The 15,972-nt window shown below is 57.6% G+C and carries 11 protein-coding genes; 7 read left to right on the top strand and 4 right to left on the bottom strand.

Annotated features, from left to right (window positions below; all coding sequences use genetic code 11):
• The first annotated feature begins 46 nt into the window (after positions 1–46).
• From CPY64_RS15040 to CPY64_RS15065, 7 genes are all read left to right on the top strand, one after another.
• Positions 47–589, top strand: coding sequence for a YqaA family protein (locus CPY64_RS15040; RefSeq protein ID WP_042486671.1), 543 nt, complete (start codon positions 47–49; stop codon positions 587–589).
• A 146-nt stretch (positions 590–735) separates the two neighbouring features.
• Positions 736–4,677, top strand: coding sequence for a DUF3683 domain-containing protein (locus CPY64_RS15045; protein ID WP_042486674.1), 3,942 nt, complete (start codon positions 736–738; stop codon positions 4,675–4,677).
• Positions 4,678–4,824: 147 nt separating this feature from the next.
• Positions 4,825–5,319: a HugZ family pyridoxamine 5'-phosphate oxidase gene (locus CPY64_RS15050; RefSeq protein ID WP_042486677.1), complete on the top strand. Its 495-nt coding sequence runs from the start codon at positions 4,825–4,827 to the stop codon at positions 5,317–5,319.
• A gap of 418 nt (positions 5,320–5,737) precedes the next feature.
• Complete coding sequence (locus CPY64_RS19260; protein WP_255209292.1) at positions 5,738–5,860, top strand: hypothetical protein; 123 nt, start codon at positions 5,738–5,740, stop codon at positions 5,858–5,860.
• Positions 5,857–7,425, top strand: a complete 1,569-nt coding sequence (locus CPY64_RS15055) for a S8 family peptidase (protein ID WP_226791386.1) — start codon at positions 5,857–5,859, stop codon at positions 7,423–7,425. Before CPY64_RS19260 ends, CPY64_RS15055 begins: the two co-directional genes overlap by 4 nt.
• Positions 7,361–8,530 (top strand): autotransporter outer membrane beta-barrel domain-containing protein, encoded by a 1,170-nt coding sequence (locus CPY64_RS15060; protein WP_226791387.1) that lies wholly within the window; start codon positions 7,361–7,363, stop codon positions 8,528–8,530. The genes CPY64_RS15055 and CPY64_RS15060 overlap by 65 nt, the downstream gene beginning before the upstream one ends.
• A gap of 247 nt (positions 8,531–8,777) precedes the next feature.
• A complete protein-coding gene (locus CPY64_RS15065; RefSeq protein WP_042486680.1) occupies positions 8,778–11,567 on the top strand; it encodes an autotransporter domain-containing protein in 2,790 nt (929 codons plus the stop codon).
• Positions 11,568–11,707: 140 nt separating this feature from the next.
• Here CPY64_RS15065 and CPY64_RS15070 read toward each other — a convergent pair whose 3' ends face one another.
• From CPY64_RS15070 to cydX, 4 genes are all read right to left on the bottom strand, one after another.
• The gene (locus CPY64_RS15070; RefSeq protein WP_042486683.1) at positions 11,708–12,259 is read right to left on the bottom strand and encodes an adenine phosphoribosyltransferase; all 552 of its coding nucleotides are present in this window, start codon (positions 12,257–12,259) and stop codon (positions 11,708–11,710) included.
• 170 nt (positions 12,260–12,429) lie between these two features.
• Positions 12,430–14,124 (bottom strand): thiol reductant ABC exporter subunit CydC, encoded by a 1,695-nt coding sequence (gene cydC / locus CPY64_RS15075; RefSeq protein ID WP_042486686.1) that lies wholly within the window; start codon positions 14,122–14,124, stop codon positions 12,430–12,432.
• Positions 14,121–15,821 carry a thiol reductant ABC exporter subunit CydD gene (gene cydD / locus CPY64_RS15080; RefSeq protein ID WP_042486691.1) on the bottom strand — a complete coding sequence of 567 codons (1,701 nt, stop codon included), beginning with the start codon at positions 15,819–15,821 and terminating at the stop codon, positions 14,121–14,123. Before cydD ends, cydC begins: the two co-directional genes overlap by 4 nt.
• Positions 15,822–15,962, bottom strand: a complete 141-nt coding sequence (cydX, locus tag CPY64_RS15085; protein WP_042486696.1) for a cytochrome bd-I oxidase subunit CydX — start codon at positions 15,960–15,962, stop codon at positions 15,822–15,824.
• Positions 15,963–15,972 lie beyond the last annotated feature (10 nt).

Genomic DNA, 15,972 nt, shown 5'->3' on the forward strand with positions numbered 1-15,972 from the left:
CCTAACTGGCGTCCATTATTCCCTACAAAACCCGCCCACTTTACTTATGCAAGCCTGGATCTCCGATCTTATTTCGTGGCTCTTGACCACTCTGTCTCTGCCCGAAATCGGTTTAAGCGCCATTTTCATCGTCAGTCTGGTCTCGGCTACTCTCCTGCCCTTGGGGTCGGAACCGGCAGTATTCGCCTATATCAACCTGGCCCCGGACATGTTCTGGCCTGCTGTACTGGTAGCCACCGTGGGCAATACAGCGGGCGGCGCTATCAGCTATGCCACCGGTCTGGCAGCCGAAAAAGCCTACGAAGCCTGGCGCGAAAAGCACCCGCAACAGACAGAAGATGGGGCACGCCCCAAGAACAAGGCCGCTGGCCGCTGGCACGAGCTGGGACAACGCTGGCTGACCCGCATGGGGCCACCCGCTCTGCTCTTGTCCTGGCTGCCGGTTGTAGGTGATCCCCTGTGTGCCGTCGCCGGTTGGCTACGCCTGCCATTTTGGCCCAGCCTGTTTTACATGGCGGTGGGGAAACTGGCGCGCTACATCACCATGACCGCGGGTCTGCTGTGGATTTTCCCCAAATTGGGTTGGTAATTTGCAGCAAACTGGCTGCAAACGCCCCCTTATCCCTGACTTGCCCCTGTAGTAAGGGGGCAGCCCGGCTACGATTCGTATACACTTGTCTTTTGCCTATCTGCTCCTCGCTGAGCCGCCCTTGACGGGCCTTGCCAACTATCGCCATGAACGCCCCCATTGCAAGTAAGCACCTGGCCGCCCAGGCACGCAACAACGACACGCCGCGCCTGCGTGAAATCCCCTACAACTACACCTCTTACTCAGACCGGGAAATCATCCTGCGACTGCTGGGTGAAGAAGCCTGGGAAAAGCTGTCCGAGCTACGCTCCGAACGCCGCACCGGCCGCTCTGCACGCATGCTGTTTGAAGTGCTGGGTGATATCTGGGTCGTCAAACGCAACCCTTATTTGCAGGACGATCTGCTGGACAATCCCAAGCGTCAGCATCAACTGATCGAAGCCTTGAACCATCGCCTGAATGAAATCGACCAGCGCCGTGACAGCGCTGTGCCCGAGCGCGATGCCAAGGTTCTGCGTCTGTTGCACGCAGCCCGTGGCGCTGTGGCTGCGTTTGAGCAAGAATTTACCGATACCCGCGAACTGCGCCAGAAAATCGTGCGCTCCCTGTCGCGCCTGACGGCCAAGGACAACATCAAGTTTGATGGTCTGTCGCGCGTCTCGCACGTGACTGACGCCACCGACTGGCGTGTGGAATATCCCTTTGTCGTGCTCACCCCCGATCACGAAAACGAGATGGCCGCGCTGGTCCGTGCCTGTATCGAACTGAAGCTGACCATCATCCCGCGTGGAGGTGGTACCGGCTATACCGGGGGTGCGATTCCGCTTAGCTGGCGCTCGGTAGTAATCAATACCGAAAAGCTGGACGCCATTGGCAAACCCGAACAAAGCACGCTGCCCGGCATGAGCGAGCCCGTCACCACCATCCTGACCGGTGCTGGCGTGGTAACCCGTCGTGTGGCCGATGCCGCTGAAGCAGCCGGTGCTGTTTTTGCGGTAGACCCGACCTCGGCGGACGCCTCCTGTGTGGGCGGCAATATCGCCATGAACGCAGGCGGCAAGAAAGCCGTTCTGTGGGGCACCGCACTGGACAACCTCGCCTGGTGGCGCATGGTGGATGCCCAGGGCAACTGGCTGGAAGTGACCCGTCTTGAACACAATATGGGCAAGATCCACGACGTGGAAATGGCCCACTTTGAAGTCAAATGGTTTGATGGCCGTTATGCACCCGGGGCCCAGCTGCTGCGCAGCGAGACCCTGCACATTGAGGGCCGGCGCTTTCGCAAGGAAGGCCTGGGTAAAGACGTTACCGACAAGTTCCTGGCTGGCCTGCCCGGTATCCAGAAAGAAGGCTGTGACGGCCTGATCACGCAGGCCCGCTGGGTGCTGCACCGCATGCCGGCGCATACGCGCACCGTCTGTATGGAGTTTTTCGGCCAGGCCAAACAGGCCGTGCCCTCCATTGTGGAAGTCATTGACTACCTGAACGGCGAAGGCAAGCGCATCGGCGCGATTCTGGCGGGTCTGGAGCATTTGGACGAACGCTATCTGCGCGCCGTGGGCTATGCCACCAAGAGCAAGCGCGACGGCCTGCCCAAGATGGTCCTGATTGGCGACATCGTGGGCGACGATCCCGATGCCGTGGCAACAGCCGCTTCGGAAGTGGTGCGTCTGGCCAATGGCCGCTCTGGTGAAGGCTTTGTGGCCGTCAGCGCCGAAGCCCGCAAAAAGTTCTGGGCCGACCGTTCCCGTACTGCCGCCATTGCCCGCCACACCAACGCCTTCAAGATCAACGAAGACGTGGTGATTCCCCTGCGCCGCATGGGTGAGTACACCGAAGAAATTGAACGCATCAATATCGAACTGTCCACGGACAACAAGCTGCGCTTGACCCGTGAACTGGAAGACTTCCTGCAAGGCGATCTGCCCGTCGGCAAGATTGAAGACCACAGCGACGCCGAGCACACTCGCGAAGAGATCCTGGACGAGCGCCGTCACGACGCTCTGCAAATCGTGCGCTCGGTACGCCAGCGCTGGCAGTGGCTGCAGGACAATCTGGACAAGCCGCTGAAAGACTCGCAGGCTGATCTGGCCGAGATTGGCGTTCCGCTAGACAGCGCCGCAATCGAGGCCCGTCTGCAAGAAGACCCTACTACCTCGATTTTCCAGCTGTTGCAGGATCACACGATTCGCACCTCCTGGAAGAGCGAGATTCGTGAAAACCTGGAACATATTTTCCCGGGTGCCGACTGCGCGGCCGTACTGACCGAACTGCAAGCCATTCACGACCGCGTGCTGAAAAGCCGTGTATTTGTGGCTCTGCACATGCACGCCGGTGACGGTAACGTACACACCAATATTCCCGTGAACTCGGACGACTACGGCATGCTGCAGCAGGCCAACGTCACCGTGGCCCGCATCATGCAAATTGCACGCGGTCTGGACGGGGTGATTTCCGGTGAGCACGGTATTGGTTTGACCAAATACGAGTTCCTGACGCAAGAAGAGCTGGATCCCTTCCAGAACTACAAACGCGAAGTGGACCCGAACAACCACTTCAACGCCGGCAAGCTGATGCCCGGTGCGGATTTGAGCCGCGCCTGGACCCCCAGCTTCAACCTGCTGGGCCACGAATCGCTGATCATGCAGCGCAGCGAAATCGGCTCCATCTCCCACGCCATCAAGGATTGCTTGCGTTGCGGCAAGTGCAAACCGGTCTGTGCCACCCACGTGCCACGCGCCAACCTGCTGTACTCGCCCCGCAACAAGATTCTAGCCACTTCCCTGCTGATCGAAGCCTTCCTGTACGAAGAGCAAACCCGTCGCGGGATCAGCCTGAAGCACTGGGAAGAGTTTGAAGACGTGGGCGACCACTGCACCCTGTGCCACAAGTGCTACAACCCCTGTCCGGTGGATATCGACTTTGGCGATGTGTCCATGGAAATGCGTTCCTTGCTGAACCGCATGGGCAAGAAGTCCTTTAATCCGGGCTCGGCCGCAGCCATGTTCTTCCTGAACGCCAAGGACCCACGCGTTATCAAGGCCACTCGTACCGCCATGATCGAAGTGGGCTACAAAGCCCAGCGTGCTGTGCACAATCTGTTGGCGGCCCCTGCCCGTAAACAGGTCAGCGCCCCGCCTGCCACGATTGGCAAGGCTCCGATCCGTGAACAGGTCATCCACTTCATCAACCGCAAGATGCCCGGCGGCCTGCCCAAGCAGACTGCCCGTAAATTGCTGGATATCGAGAACTCGGATTACGTACCTATCATCCGCAACCCGGAAGCCACCTCGGTGGATTCAGAAGCCGTGTTCTACTTCCCCGGCTGTGGTTCGGAGCGCTTGTTCTCGCAAGTGGGTCTGGCAACCCAGGCCATGCTCTGGCATGTAGGCGTACAGACGGTTCTGCCTCCTGGCTACCTGTGCTGTGGCTACCCGCAGCGCGGCAGCGGTCAAAGCGACAAGGCCGAGAAGATCATCACCGACAACCGTGTGCTGTTCCACCGCATGGCCACCACCTTGAACTACCTGGACATCAAAACCGTGGTAGTCAGCTGTGGTACCTGTTACGACCAGTTGGCAGGCTATGAGTTCGACAAGATCTTCCCCGGTTGCCGCCTGATCGACATCCACGAATACCTGCTGGAAAAAGGCTTGAAGCTGGAAGATGTGCAAGGCGTGCGCTACATGTACCACGACCCTTGCCACAGCCCCATGAAGCTGCAAGACCCCATGAAAACGGTCAAATCCCTGGTGGGCGACAGCACCATCAAGGCAGACCGTTGCTGTGGTGAGTCAGGCACACTGGCTGTGTCGCGTCCAGACATCTCCACGCAAATCCGTTTCCGCAAGCACGAAGAACTGCAAAAGAACCAGGACGCCGTCCGTGCCGATGGCTTCCAGGGCGAAGTCAAAGTACTGACCTCCTGTCCGTCCTGCCTGCAAGGTTTGGCCCGCTACGAGGACGAAACCAAGATGGATGCAGATTACATCGTGGTGGAAATGGCCAAGCACATGCTGGGCGAGAACTGGATGGCGGACTACGTACGCCGTGCCAATGATGGTGGTATCGAGCGCGTTCTGGTGTAAATCACACGCATCGCTCTCCCTGAACAGGCCGGCTTTATGTCGGCCTGTTTTGTAAGGGGCTCCTTAACGGGTAGCGGGTCGCAGGCACGGCATAGGGCACTTTTACCCAAAGCGCAGTATGGGAATTTTTTCAGAATAGAGGTGTTTATGTCTGTTGATGATCCATTGCTAATCAGCCTGCAAGCCCTGCTCCGCAGCGAACGCACCGCCTCGCTAGGAACCCTCAGCAATCAAGGCTTGCCGGTGGTCTCTCGCGTCCCCTTCGCGATCTGCCCCGAACAAGCCAGCATCATCATCCACATCAGCGAGATGGCAGCTCACACCCGTTACTTGCTACAACGCCCGGATGCCAGCCTGATGATCAGCCAAAGCGAGCACGGTCAGGATGCCGTCCATGACCTGCCCCGCGTCACCTTTCAGATGCTGGCCCGCAAACTGGAGCGCGAGCAGCCCGACTGGGAACAGGTCAAGCAGGCCTATACCGCCCGCTTTCCCGATATGGAATTTCTGAGCAGCTTTAGCGACTTTCATTTCTTTGCCCTGGATCTGGTCAGGGTGCGCCATATTGCCGGCTTTGCGGCGGCACGGACCTTGAAGCCTGAACTGGTACGCGCCTTGCTGGCAGAGCCTGTGGACAATTGAGGCCCCAGAGCCTGCTATCGCAACAAACTTGGGAAGCGCTGGGCCGCCCTCCAGCCATCACCACGTTAAAGCACCTTAAAACAGCAACAAACTGGGGAGACTTCGCCTCTTGCAGGCTCCGGTCTGCAACCCAAATGTTGCGGGCCTTGCAACAAAGTCGTCACTAACTGATTTCCAGACAAGGAAATCAGATCACTAATTAAACGCCTTTCTCACCAGAGAAATCGGTATTCCCCTTCCCTACTCTCTAGATGCAGTCGTTCGTTTTCACCTGTTTCAAACGCCAGGCATGACAAAACGTAAATTAGGCCGCTATAAGATTCAACTGCTATGACGTTAAATGGCACGCAAGGATTCGACAACACGCCCTCACAACGAGTTGCCGCCACACATAGAAAAACACCTAGGAGAGGAAGAGATGTCGAACACGAAACGCAGCACCTATGTGCTGGTGCAGATGGCCTTGCCCAGGCGGAACCAGATAGCTCATTGGAGCAATGGCGCACTAAAGAATACAAACGCCAACCAGGCCTGGACATGATCAATGCGGCCCAAGCCTACTCGCTGGGCTTTACGGGCAAGGGCGTGACGGTCGGCTATCTGGACTCGGGAATTGAGGCCAAACACCCAGAGTTTGCGGGTGCCATTGCGGGCGGCTTTGACTTCAACACGGATACCCCCTATGCGAACGGCCAAGGCATAGACGCCGATCCTCCAGCAGGTCATGGCAGCCACGTTGCGGGCATTATTGGCGCACGCCGCGACGGTGCAGGCATGCACGGTGTTGCCTTCGACAGTCAGCTTTTTGCCGTTGCTTACGGCATAAACGAAGAAGAAGAAGAAGAAGAAGAAGATGATGATGATGATGATGATAATGACTCCTCTGCTACCCCTGAAGAGATAAGGGCCCTCAAGGATCTAATGCTCGCTAAGGGCTGGAATTATCTCGCCCAATTCAAACTGCCCATTATTAATAGCAGTCTGGGGCTCAATGACTGCAGCAACTCATATGACCCACCTTGCCATGTCTTAGATTATGGTTCAGCTCGAAACGCACTAGATCAGAACCCTCTGATTATCGAGTCCTTCAAGAACAGCGCACAAGCAGGCTCCTTGATGGTCTTTGCGACGGGCAATGACGCGCAGGACCACCCTGACCTGCTGGCAGGCTCCCCCTACTGGTTTCCTGAACTAAAAGATAACTGGCTGGCTGTGACGGCCCTGGGCGAGGATGGATCTTTAGCCTCCTATGCAAACAAGTGCGGCGTAGCAGCCGAGTGGTGTCTGGCCGCCCCCGGTGGTGACTACAATCCGGGGATTAATTCGGTCCAGTCCTCGGGCAGCTATGTCGCCTTTAGCGGCACCTCTATGGCCTCCCCGCACGTCGCGGGTGGTGCTGCGCTGGTGAAGGAAGCATTCCCCTACTTCACGGCGTATCACCTGCAGCAGACCTTGCTGACCACCGCCACTGACCTGGGTGACCCCAGCGTTTTTGGCTGGGGCCTGATGAACGTAGGCAAGGCCGTACAAGGACCCGCACAATTTACCCGCCTGTTCGATGTAGACACGCTGGGCTACAACTCCACCTTCGCCAATGACATCAGTGGCACAGGCGGCTTGCACAAGCGCGGCTCTGGCTCCCTGGAGCTGACAGGCAATAACAGCTATACCGGCGACACCACCATCAGCGGCGGTCGTCTGGCCGTCAATGGCACCCTGGCTTCTGCGGTCACAGTGGAACGCGAAGGCACCTTGGGTGGTTCCGGTACAGTCGCTCAAGTCGATAACTACGGCACCCTAGCTCCAGGCAACTCGGTTGGCACTCTGACCGCCAGCGGCGACTACACCGCCCATGCCGGTTCGGTGCATGAGCTGGAAGTTGGACCTGCCGGTGCCACCGATCGTTTAGTAGTAGGTGGTGCCGCCCATATCGACGGCACACTGAAACTGGCCGGTGGCCCTTTCCGTCAAAAACGTCGCCTATTCCTTCCTGGATGCAGCCAATGGCGTGACAGGTCAGTACAGTCACATCACTTACGAGATGGCGTTTCTATCGCCCACCCTGCTCTACTGCCCCAGCCTGTCCTTGCTGATCAAACGCAATGACACGCCGTTTGCCACGTTTGCCAATACCGGCAACCAGAAAGCCGTCGCCAAGGCTTTAGATACCGGCTCGGATCAACCGCCGGTCGCCATGGCCGATCTGTACGACACGGTCCTCAACGCTCAGTCCGGACAGGTCGCAGGCTACATGGAACAGCTACAAGGCCAGATCCATGCGGGTACGACCTCCGCCCTGCTGAGCAACGGAGATCTGTTGCCCCGCAGCCTGGGCAAACAGGCCTCAAGCGCGCGTAATACCGTAGGCAAAGAGGCGGTGTTATGGGCAGAGGTGATCCACCAACAACGCGATTTGGACGGTGACGACAACAGCCAGGATGTTCGTCATAAAGTCGGCGGTCTGTTCCTGGGTGGCGATACGGCTATCGGCGAACAAGGCTGGCGCATGGGCGCCTCTCTGGGCTATCTGGAAAACCGCATCAAGCTGGATGATCGTCGCCAGAGCTCGCGCAGCAATAGCTACAGCGCGGCCCTGTACGGGACGCAAGCCTGGGAAATGAGTTCTGGCAGTCTGAATCTGTTGGCTGGTGGTGCCTACACCCGCCACAGTCTGGACAGCGAGCGATCGATTTCGATTCATCAGAACGAAACACTGAAAGCAGACTACAAGGCGCACAGCATTCAAGCCTTTGCCCAACTGGGTTACCGCATGCCGGTCAGCCCGCGTTCCAGCGTAGAGCCTTATGCCAGCGTGAATTGGCACCAGCTGCGTCACGGCCCCTTTAGCGAATCGGGCGGCCAAGCCGCCTTGCGTGGCGACTCGCAACGCCAGAACCTGAGCACCGTCACGTTGGGTCTGCGTGGCACCACGGAACTGGACTTGTCCAAAACAACTCTGTCCTTGAGTGCCGGTTTAGGCTGGCGTCATGCTCTGGGTGACACTACACCCGAACGTGAACTGGCCTTTGCCGCCCTGCCCGGCAGCAACTTCCGCATCAGCGGTGCACCAATTGCCAAAAATGCCGCTGTTGCCGAGTTGGGCGCAGAACTGAAAGCAGGCAAGAGCACCTCCTTCGGGCTGAACTACCAAGGGCAGTTTGGCCGCAACCAGGACCACGCGGGTTCGATGTTCATGAAAGTGCGCTTCTAATCAAAGAACTTGCAAAGTGGTGCCTGCTCCGCACAGCCACCACCTTCGCAACAAAAATAAACAAGTATGAAGGGCATCGGTGATGCACATACAAGGGCGGGACGCTTAATAGAGCACAAGCTCGACGGCATATAAGCCCGTAACGAAAAGATTAAACGGTTATGCCGTTAAATATGTCTTAAGGTTATCAACGGCAAGCTTTCGCAACGAATTGCCGCCATACATAAAAAGCCGGAAAGAGGAACAGATGTCGAACAAGAAACGCAACACTTATCTGCTGGTGCAGATGGCCTTGCTAAGCCTTGCCCTGCCGGGTATTGCCCATACAGAACCCGACAACACATTGGAACAATGGCGCACCAAAGAATACAAACGTCAGCCCGGCCTGGACATGATCAACGCCGCCCAAGCCTACTCACTGGGCTTTACAGGCAAGGGCGTGACTGTCGGTATTCTGGACACCGGCATTGCGGGCGATCATCCGGAATTTGCCGGTGCCATTGCGGGAGGTTTTGATTTCAACACCAATACTCCCTACGTTAATGGTCAGGGAGTAGACTCGGACGAGGACACTGGTCACGGCTCCCACGTGGCCGGCATCATCGGAGCCCGCCGTGATGGCGTCGGCATGCACGGCGTCGCCTTCAACAGCCAGCTTTTTGTCGTTGCTTACGACGAGGGCGACGATGACGATGACGATGACGATGACGATGATGACCGTCGACAAATAGCGGCCACGCTCGATCAGACCCTGTCCCAAGGCTTGAATTATCTAGCACCGTTTAACCTGCCTATTATCAATAACAGCTCTGGAGTCAATAAGTGCGATGGCTCGTTTGGCCCACCCTGCCATGTATTGGACTACAGCTCAGCTCAAGACGCACTCGAATGGCAGCCACTGATTATCGACGCCTTCAAGAGCAGCGTACAAGCAGGTACCTTGATGGTATTTGCCACCGGTAATGAGTCTCAGGACCACCCTGACCTGCTGGCTGGCTCTCCCCACTGGTTTCCCGAGCTAAAAGACAACTGGTTGGCGGTTACCGCCTTGGGCGAAGATGGATCTTTAGCCTCCTATGCGAACAAGTGCAGCGTAGCAGCCGAGTGGTGTCTGGCCGCACCCGGTGGTGACTACAACCCAGGGATTAATTCAGTCCGGCCCTCGGGCGGCTATGTGGCCCTTAGCGGCACCTCCATGGCCTCCCCGCACGTCGCGGGCGGTGCTGCTCTGGTAAAAGAGGCCTTTCCCTACTTCACCGCCTATCACCTGCAGCAAACCTTGCTGACCACCGCAACGCCTCTGGGCGACCCAAGCCTTTACGGCTGGGGCCTGCTGAATGTGGGCAAGGCCGTACAAGGCCCCGCACAATTTACTCGTCTGTTCGATGTAGACACGCTGGGATACCACTCGACCTTCGCCAATGACATCAGCGGCATAGGCGGCCTGCATAAGCGCGGTTCCGGTTCTCTGGAGCTGGCCGGTAACAACAGCTATACCGGTGACACGACGGTCAGCGGTGGCCGCCTGGCTGTCAATGGCACGCTGGTATCCGCTATCACCGTAGAGCGCGAAGGCACTTTGGGTGGCTCTGGTACGGTTACCCAAGTAGACAACTACGGCACCCTGGCCCCAGGCAACTCGGTTGGTACGCTGACCGTCAGTGGAGATTACACCGCCCATGCAGGCTCAGTGCATGAGCTGGAAGTTGACTCAAGCGGCGCAAGTGATCGCTTGGTGGTGGGTGGTGCGGCCCATATCGACGGCACCCTCAAACTAGCTGGCGGCCCCTTCCGCCAGAACGTCAGCTATTCATTCCTGAATGCGACTAACGGTGTGACCGGGCAATACAGCCAAATCGCTTATGACATGGCCTTCTTGTCACCGACCTTAGCCTATGGCCCCAACCTGTCCTTGACGGTCGAGCGCAACGACACACCCTTTGCCTCCTTTGCCTATACCGGCAATCAGAAGTCTGTCGCCCAGGCATTGGATAACGGCTCCACACAGCCTCCTGCCGCCATGACTGATTTGTATGACACGGTGCTTAATGCCCAATCCAGTCAGGTCGCGGGCTATATGGAGCAGTTGCAAGGCCAGATTTATGCAGGCACCACCTCAGCGCTGCTAAGCAACGGAGATCTGTTGCCCCGTACGTTAGGCAAACAGGCATCGGGTGCCCGCAATACAACCGGCAAAGACACCGTCTTGTGGGCAGAGGTCATCCATCAACAACGCGATCTGGACGGTGACGACAACAGCCAGGATGTACGCCATAAAATCGGTGGTCTGTTCCTGGGGGGCGATACCGCTGTTGGTGAACAAGGCTGGCGCATGGGTGCCTCCTTGGGCTATTTGGAAAACCGCATCAAGCTGGATGATCGCCGCCAAAGCTCGCACAGCAACAGCTACAGCGCCGCCCTGTACGGAACGCAAGCTTGGGAGATGGGTTCGGGTAGTCTGAACCTGCTGGCTGGCGGTGCTTACACCCGCCATAGCTTGGACAGCGAACGTTCTATCTCTGTTCACCAGAACGAGACACTGAAAGCGGACTACAAAGCGCACAGCATTCAGGCCTTTGCCCAACTGGGTTACCGCATGCCCGTAAGCCCACGCTCCAACGTAGAACCGTATGCCAGCGTGAACTGGCACCAACTGCGTCACGGCTCTTTTAGTGAATCAGGCGGTCAAGCGGCCTTGCGCGGGGATTCGCAGCGCCAGAACCTGAGCACGGTGACGCTGGGTCTACGCGGCACAACCGAGGTGGACCTGTCCAAAACCACCTTGTCCCTAAGCGCTGGTTTGGGCTGGCGTCATGCGCTGGGTGACACCACACCCGAACGTGAACTAGCCTTTGCCGCCCTGCCCGGCAGCAACTTCCGCATCAGCGGTGCTCCAATTGCCAAGAATGCCGCTGTTGCCGAGTTGGGCGCAGAACTGAAGGCAGGCAAGAGCACGTCCTTTGGTCTGAACTACCAGGGACAGTTTGGCCGCAACCAGGACCACGCGGGTTCAATGTTCATGAAAGTGCGCTTCTAATCTGAACGAGCAAAAGCGGGGCTAGTCTTGGCTCAGCCCCGCTCTACAAAACAAACAGGCATGAAAAATCCCTGCGATGCTCCAGGCATGGCAGGGATTCAGGCTACAAAACCAAACCGGCAATGCGCCGGTCCTGGCAATTAGCGGTCAGATTCGTTAAAGCTACAGACGGTGTAAACCGACAGGCCCGAATCGGTCACCGCTTTGGAGCCACCCAGTTCAGGCAGATCAATAATCGCGGCAGCCTCCACCACGTTGGCACCCAGGCGCTGCAGCAAACGGGCCGCAGCGAGCAAAGTGCCGCCGGTAGCGATCAGGTCGTCAATCAGCAAAACACGCTGACCAGGACGCACGGAGTCAGTGTGCATCTCGACGCTAGCATTGCCATATTCCAGGGAATACTCTTCAGCGACGGTATTGAAAGGCAGCTTGCCTTTTTTACGCACTGGCACAAAACCCAGGTTCAATTCATAGGCCAGAACCGAACCCACGATAAAGCCGCGTGCATCCACACCCGCCACCAGATCCAGCTTTTGTCCCATGTAACGGTAGACAAACAGGTCAATCAACACCCGGAAGGAACGCGGGTCTTGCAGGACCGGGGTGATATCGCGGAAAGTCACCCCTGGCTTGGGCCAGTCCGGCACATTGCGAATGATTTGACGGATGTACTGGGTGGGATCAATTTGCATGTCAAAGCTTCTACAACAAAAAATCCGGGCGCGAAGGGCGCACTTGGATACGTTGCAAGTGTACACAATTGGGCAGCAGCAACAAGGGCTCGCCCGGCTTGTGCTCGTAAGTTGTACTAATACGACGCGATTGGGTAAAAATCGCCACAGACTTGACCCGAAGCGTCCTTTTAGTTTGGCCCTAAAGTATTTACTGACATGTCGGATCTACATTGCAAACGACCCGCCTCAAACTGATAAACGCTATCGACCAAAGGCAGCAAACGGGTATCGTGGGTCGCCATAATTACGGTTTTCCCACGCGCTGCGGTCAGAATATCCTGCATCAAGGCCTGACTGGTCGGGCCATCCAGGCTGGCCGTAGGCTCGTCCAGAAACCAGATATGAGCAGGCGACAACAGCACACGTGCCAGACACAGGCGGCGCTGCTGCCCCAGGGACAATTGTTGCCCACCCTCGCCCAGCCAGGTATCCAACCCTTGGGGCAAATCACGTACCACACTGTCCAGCTGGGCATCGTGAAGAACCTGCCAGATTTGTTGCTCTGATGCCGTCGGTTCTGCCAGCAAAAGATTATCTCGTACCGAACCCAGAAACAGCGGTGAGTCCTGCGCCAGCAAGGCGCAATGATCAAACCAGCTGGCGCGGCTCCAATGCTGGGCTGCGTCACCCTCAACCAGATACTGCTTTCCCGAAACAGGCAATAAGCGCATCAGTACGCCCAGCAAGGTGGACTTGCCGGAACCACTGGGGCCAAAAATAGCAATGTGCTCGCCAGCTTGGACTTGCAGCGACAACTGCTCCAATACGGGCTGTGAACCGTAGGAAAAATTCAGACCTGTGATTTCCAGGCAGGCCGGCTTGTCCAACGCAATCGCCTGCCCTTGCGCCTGATCGGTTTCCTCGGGCTCGTCCAGAATCGTCAGCAAACGACTGCTGGCTGCCTGAACCTCTCCCAAACGGGACGCGCCGCGCATCATGGGTGCCATGATCTCGAACAAACCCAGCAAAGCCAACACCAGCCCCACCCACAAGGGGCCACTCATGGCTTGCAGATTGACCTGTTGCGCCCCAACCAGCAGGCAGGTCATCAAGGCTACGCCCATCAAAACCTGCTGGGAAAACTGCCCAACAATGCCCCAGCCATTGCTGCGCAAACGGGCTTGTCCCAGTTCCTGGCTAAGCTTGTCCACTTGTTCCTGCACGGCATCCGCGGCGGCAAACACCTGAATATCGGCATAGGCGCGGATGGCCTGATGCACCAGAACACGCTGGCGGTTTTCCAACTGATGAACCTGCTGAGCCGCACGGCTGGCGCCACGGGCGCAAATGTAGGGAATTAGACAAGCGGCAATCAGCAAACAAGCCAGAATCAGCCAGGCCCACCAAGACAGCCAGGTTTGCAGCACAGCGCTAAACACCAGACCAGCCACGACAGCCGTAGTCAGCGGCACCAAAATCAGCAAGAGCACCAGATCCAGCACAGCCACGTCAGAGGTCAGGCTGGAAGCCAGTTCCCCATCCCGAAACTGGGCCAAGCGAGACTGACTGAATCGGCTCAAACGTCCAAAAACCAGACTGCGAATGCGTACTTGCAAATCCAGCGTCAGGGCATGGCCGACTACGCGTTCCAGATACCGGGAGGCGATACGCCAAAAAGACAGGCCACGAATCATGGCCGAAGGGCCAAACAGATTGAATACGATGCCCAACGTAGCCAGAAAAGCGCTGCTTAGAAACCAACCAGCCACACCCAAAAGGCCGACACCGGCGGCCACCGTGCTGATCGCCAGCAGAACCGTAAACAACACCGTCCCACGTCGTGCGCGCAGGCTGGAACCTAAGAGACGAAACCACGCTTTCATGCCGTCAGAACTCCTTGGGCGATGTGCAGTTGGTTCGAGCACATGGCCGCCAGCTCCTGGTCATGCGTGGCCACGACCAGACAGCGTCCCTGACAAAAGCGCAGAATATTGCGCATGACACGATCCCGTGTCGCCGCATCCAGGCGGGAGCTGGGTTCGTCCAGCAAGACCACATGCGGGTCTGTCAAAAACAGGCGGGCCAGTGCCAAACGCTGAATCTGGCCACCGGAAAGACCAAAACCACCCTCGCCCAGCGCCGTTTGCAAACCATCGGGCAAGGCCCGTACAAATTCGGCTGCACAGGCTTGTTCCAAAGCTTGCCACAGCTGTTCATCACTGACTTGTGGGGCTGCCAGACGCAAACCATCTGCAATTGTCCCCATGGCTAAAAAGGCCTGCTGGGAAATCAGTACGACTCCATCATGACGCGTCAGCAAGCGCCCGGCAGTATCGCTGTTGCGCAACAGAATTTCACCTTGTGACAAGGGGCGCAAACCAATCAGGCTTTCCAGCAGGCTGGTCTTGCCGGAGCCACTGGCTCCCAGCACCGCATAGGACTGATCTATATAGAGTTGCAGGCCGGGCACTTCCAGCAAAGTCCCCTGCCCGCCTAACTGCGGCAAATGCAGGTGACGCAATACCACTACCGGCAAGTTGGGAAACACCGCTTCATTGTCGGCACTGGTGGGAGCCGCAGGAATCAAATCCTGGCCCAAGTTTGCCCACAGCCTGTCGACTTCTACCGCAGCCGCACGCGCCGCTGCCCGATCATGATAATTAGCGGCCAATTGGCGCAAGGGCTGGTAGGCCTCCGGGGCCAGGAGCAAACAGAACAAGCCTTGTTGCAAGCTGATGCCCGAAAAGGACTCGCCCAGATAGCCCAGGTAACCCAAACCAATATATACAGCGATCCCGGCCACACCCAAGGCCGCAAAAAACTCCAGTACAGCCGATGACAGGAATGCGATACGCAGCACCTTCATGGTGCGTGTGCGCAACTCCTGGCTGGCCAGTTCCACACGGTGCAACTCATCCTGCCCGCGCCCCATCAGACTTAGGGTAAAAATCCCGCGCAAACGGTCCGCAAAAAAACCAGACAGGCGCAAGGTTGTTTGTTGTTGCTCACGGCTGGCAGCCTCCGCGCCCCACCCCACCAGGGCCATGAACAAAGGAATCAAAGGCGTGCTCAACAACAGAATCAAGGACACAATGCCGTCCACGGGCAACACCGCCAGCACCAGTGCCAAAGGCACCAGAGCCGCAGCCGCCATGCAAGGGATGTATCGCGTCACAAAGCCGTCCAGAGCTTCGACTTGCGTGATCAAACTGGTAGAAAGCTCACCGCTATTGCTGGCCCGCAAACGGGGTACGGTGCTGCGGAACAAGCGGGCAAACAACTCGGAGCGCTGTCCTTGTTTCAGCTGTTCCGACACCTTCTGCGCACGCCGCTCACCCAACGCGGAAATGGCGGCGCGCAGCAGCAAGAGTGCAGCCACCATCAAGATAGAGAAAAGCTGCCCTGTCCAGGGCAGGCCATCGACCACAATTGCCTGCACAATCTTTGCCAGCAACCAGGCCTGGGGAATCAGTAAAGCGCCCGCCAGCACCGGTGCCAGCATGGAGGCCCGCAAAGCCGTGCGGGCGCGGCTGGAGAACTGCCCCAGCCATTGTTGCGCCGTTGGACTTTGCGGTGTCAATCAGACCTCGATATCGGCATTGGCTTTGGAAGAGGCCGCGTTCTGCAAAGCCGTGCTCTCACGCAGCTCGAACCACATCGCATTCAGGATGGAGAATGCGCAGGCAAGACCCAAACCTAAAACCCAAGAGAAGTACCACATATGCGCTGGC

It is taken from the genome of Alcaligenes faecalis (assembly GCF_002443155.1).
GTDB lineage: Bacteria > Pseudomonadota > Gammaproteobacteria > Burkholderiales > Burkholderiaceae_B > Alcaligenes > Alcaligenes faecalis.

Bases quoted from the DNA above. Each gene is read 5' to 3' on its own strand.
- cydX (WP_042486696.1), bottom strand. From the start codon at position 15,962: ATGTGGTACTTCTCTTGGGTTTTAGGTTTGGGTCTTGCCTGCGCATTC.
- CPY64_RS15040 (WP_042486671.1), top strand. From the start codon at position 47: ATGCAAGCCTGGATCTCCGATCTTATTTCGTGGCTCTTGACCACTCTG.
- CPY64_RS15070 (WP_042486683.1), bottom strand. From the start codon at position 12,259: ATGCAAATTGATCCCACCCAGTACATCCGTCAAATCATTCGCAATGTG.
- CPY64_RS15050 (WP_042486677.1), top strand. From the start codon at position 4,825: ATGTCTGTTGATGATCCATTGCTAATCAGCCTGCAAGCCCTGCTCCGC.
- CPY64_RS15065 (WP_042486680.1), top strand. From the start codon at position 8,778: ATGTCGAACAAGAAACGCAACACTTATCTGCTGGTGCAGATGGCCTTG.
- CPY64_RS19260 (WP_255209292.1), top strand. From the start codon at position 5,738: ATGTCGAACACGAAACGCAGCACCTATGTGCTGGTGCAGATGGCCTTG.
- cydC (WP_042486686.1), bottom strand. From the start codon at position 14,124: ATGAAAGCGTGGTTTCGTCTCTTAGGTTCCAGCCTGCGCGCACGACGT.
- CPY64_RS15045 (WP_042486674.1), top strand. From the start codon at position 736: ATGAACGCCCCCATTGCAAGTAAGCACCTGGCCGCCCAGGCACGCAAC.
- CPY64_RS15055 (WP_226791386.1), top strand. From the start codon at position 5,857: ATGATCAATGCGGCCCAAGCCTACTCGCTGGGCTTTACGGGCAAGGGC.
- CPY64_RS15060 (WP_226791387.1), top strand. From the start codon at position 7,361: ATGGCGTTTCTATCGCCCACCCTGCTCTACTGCCCCAGCCTGTCCTTG.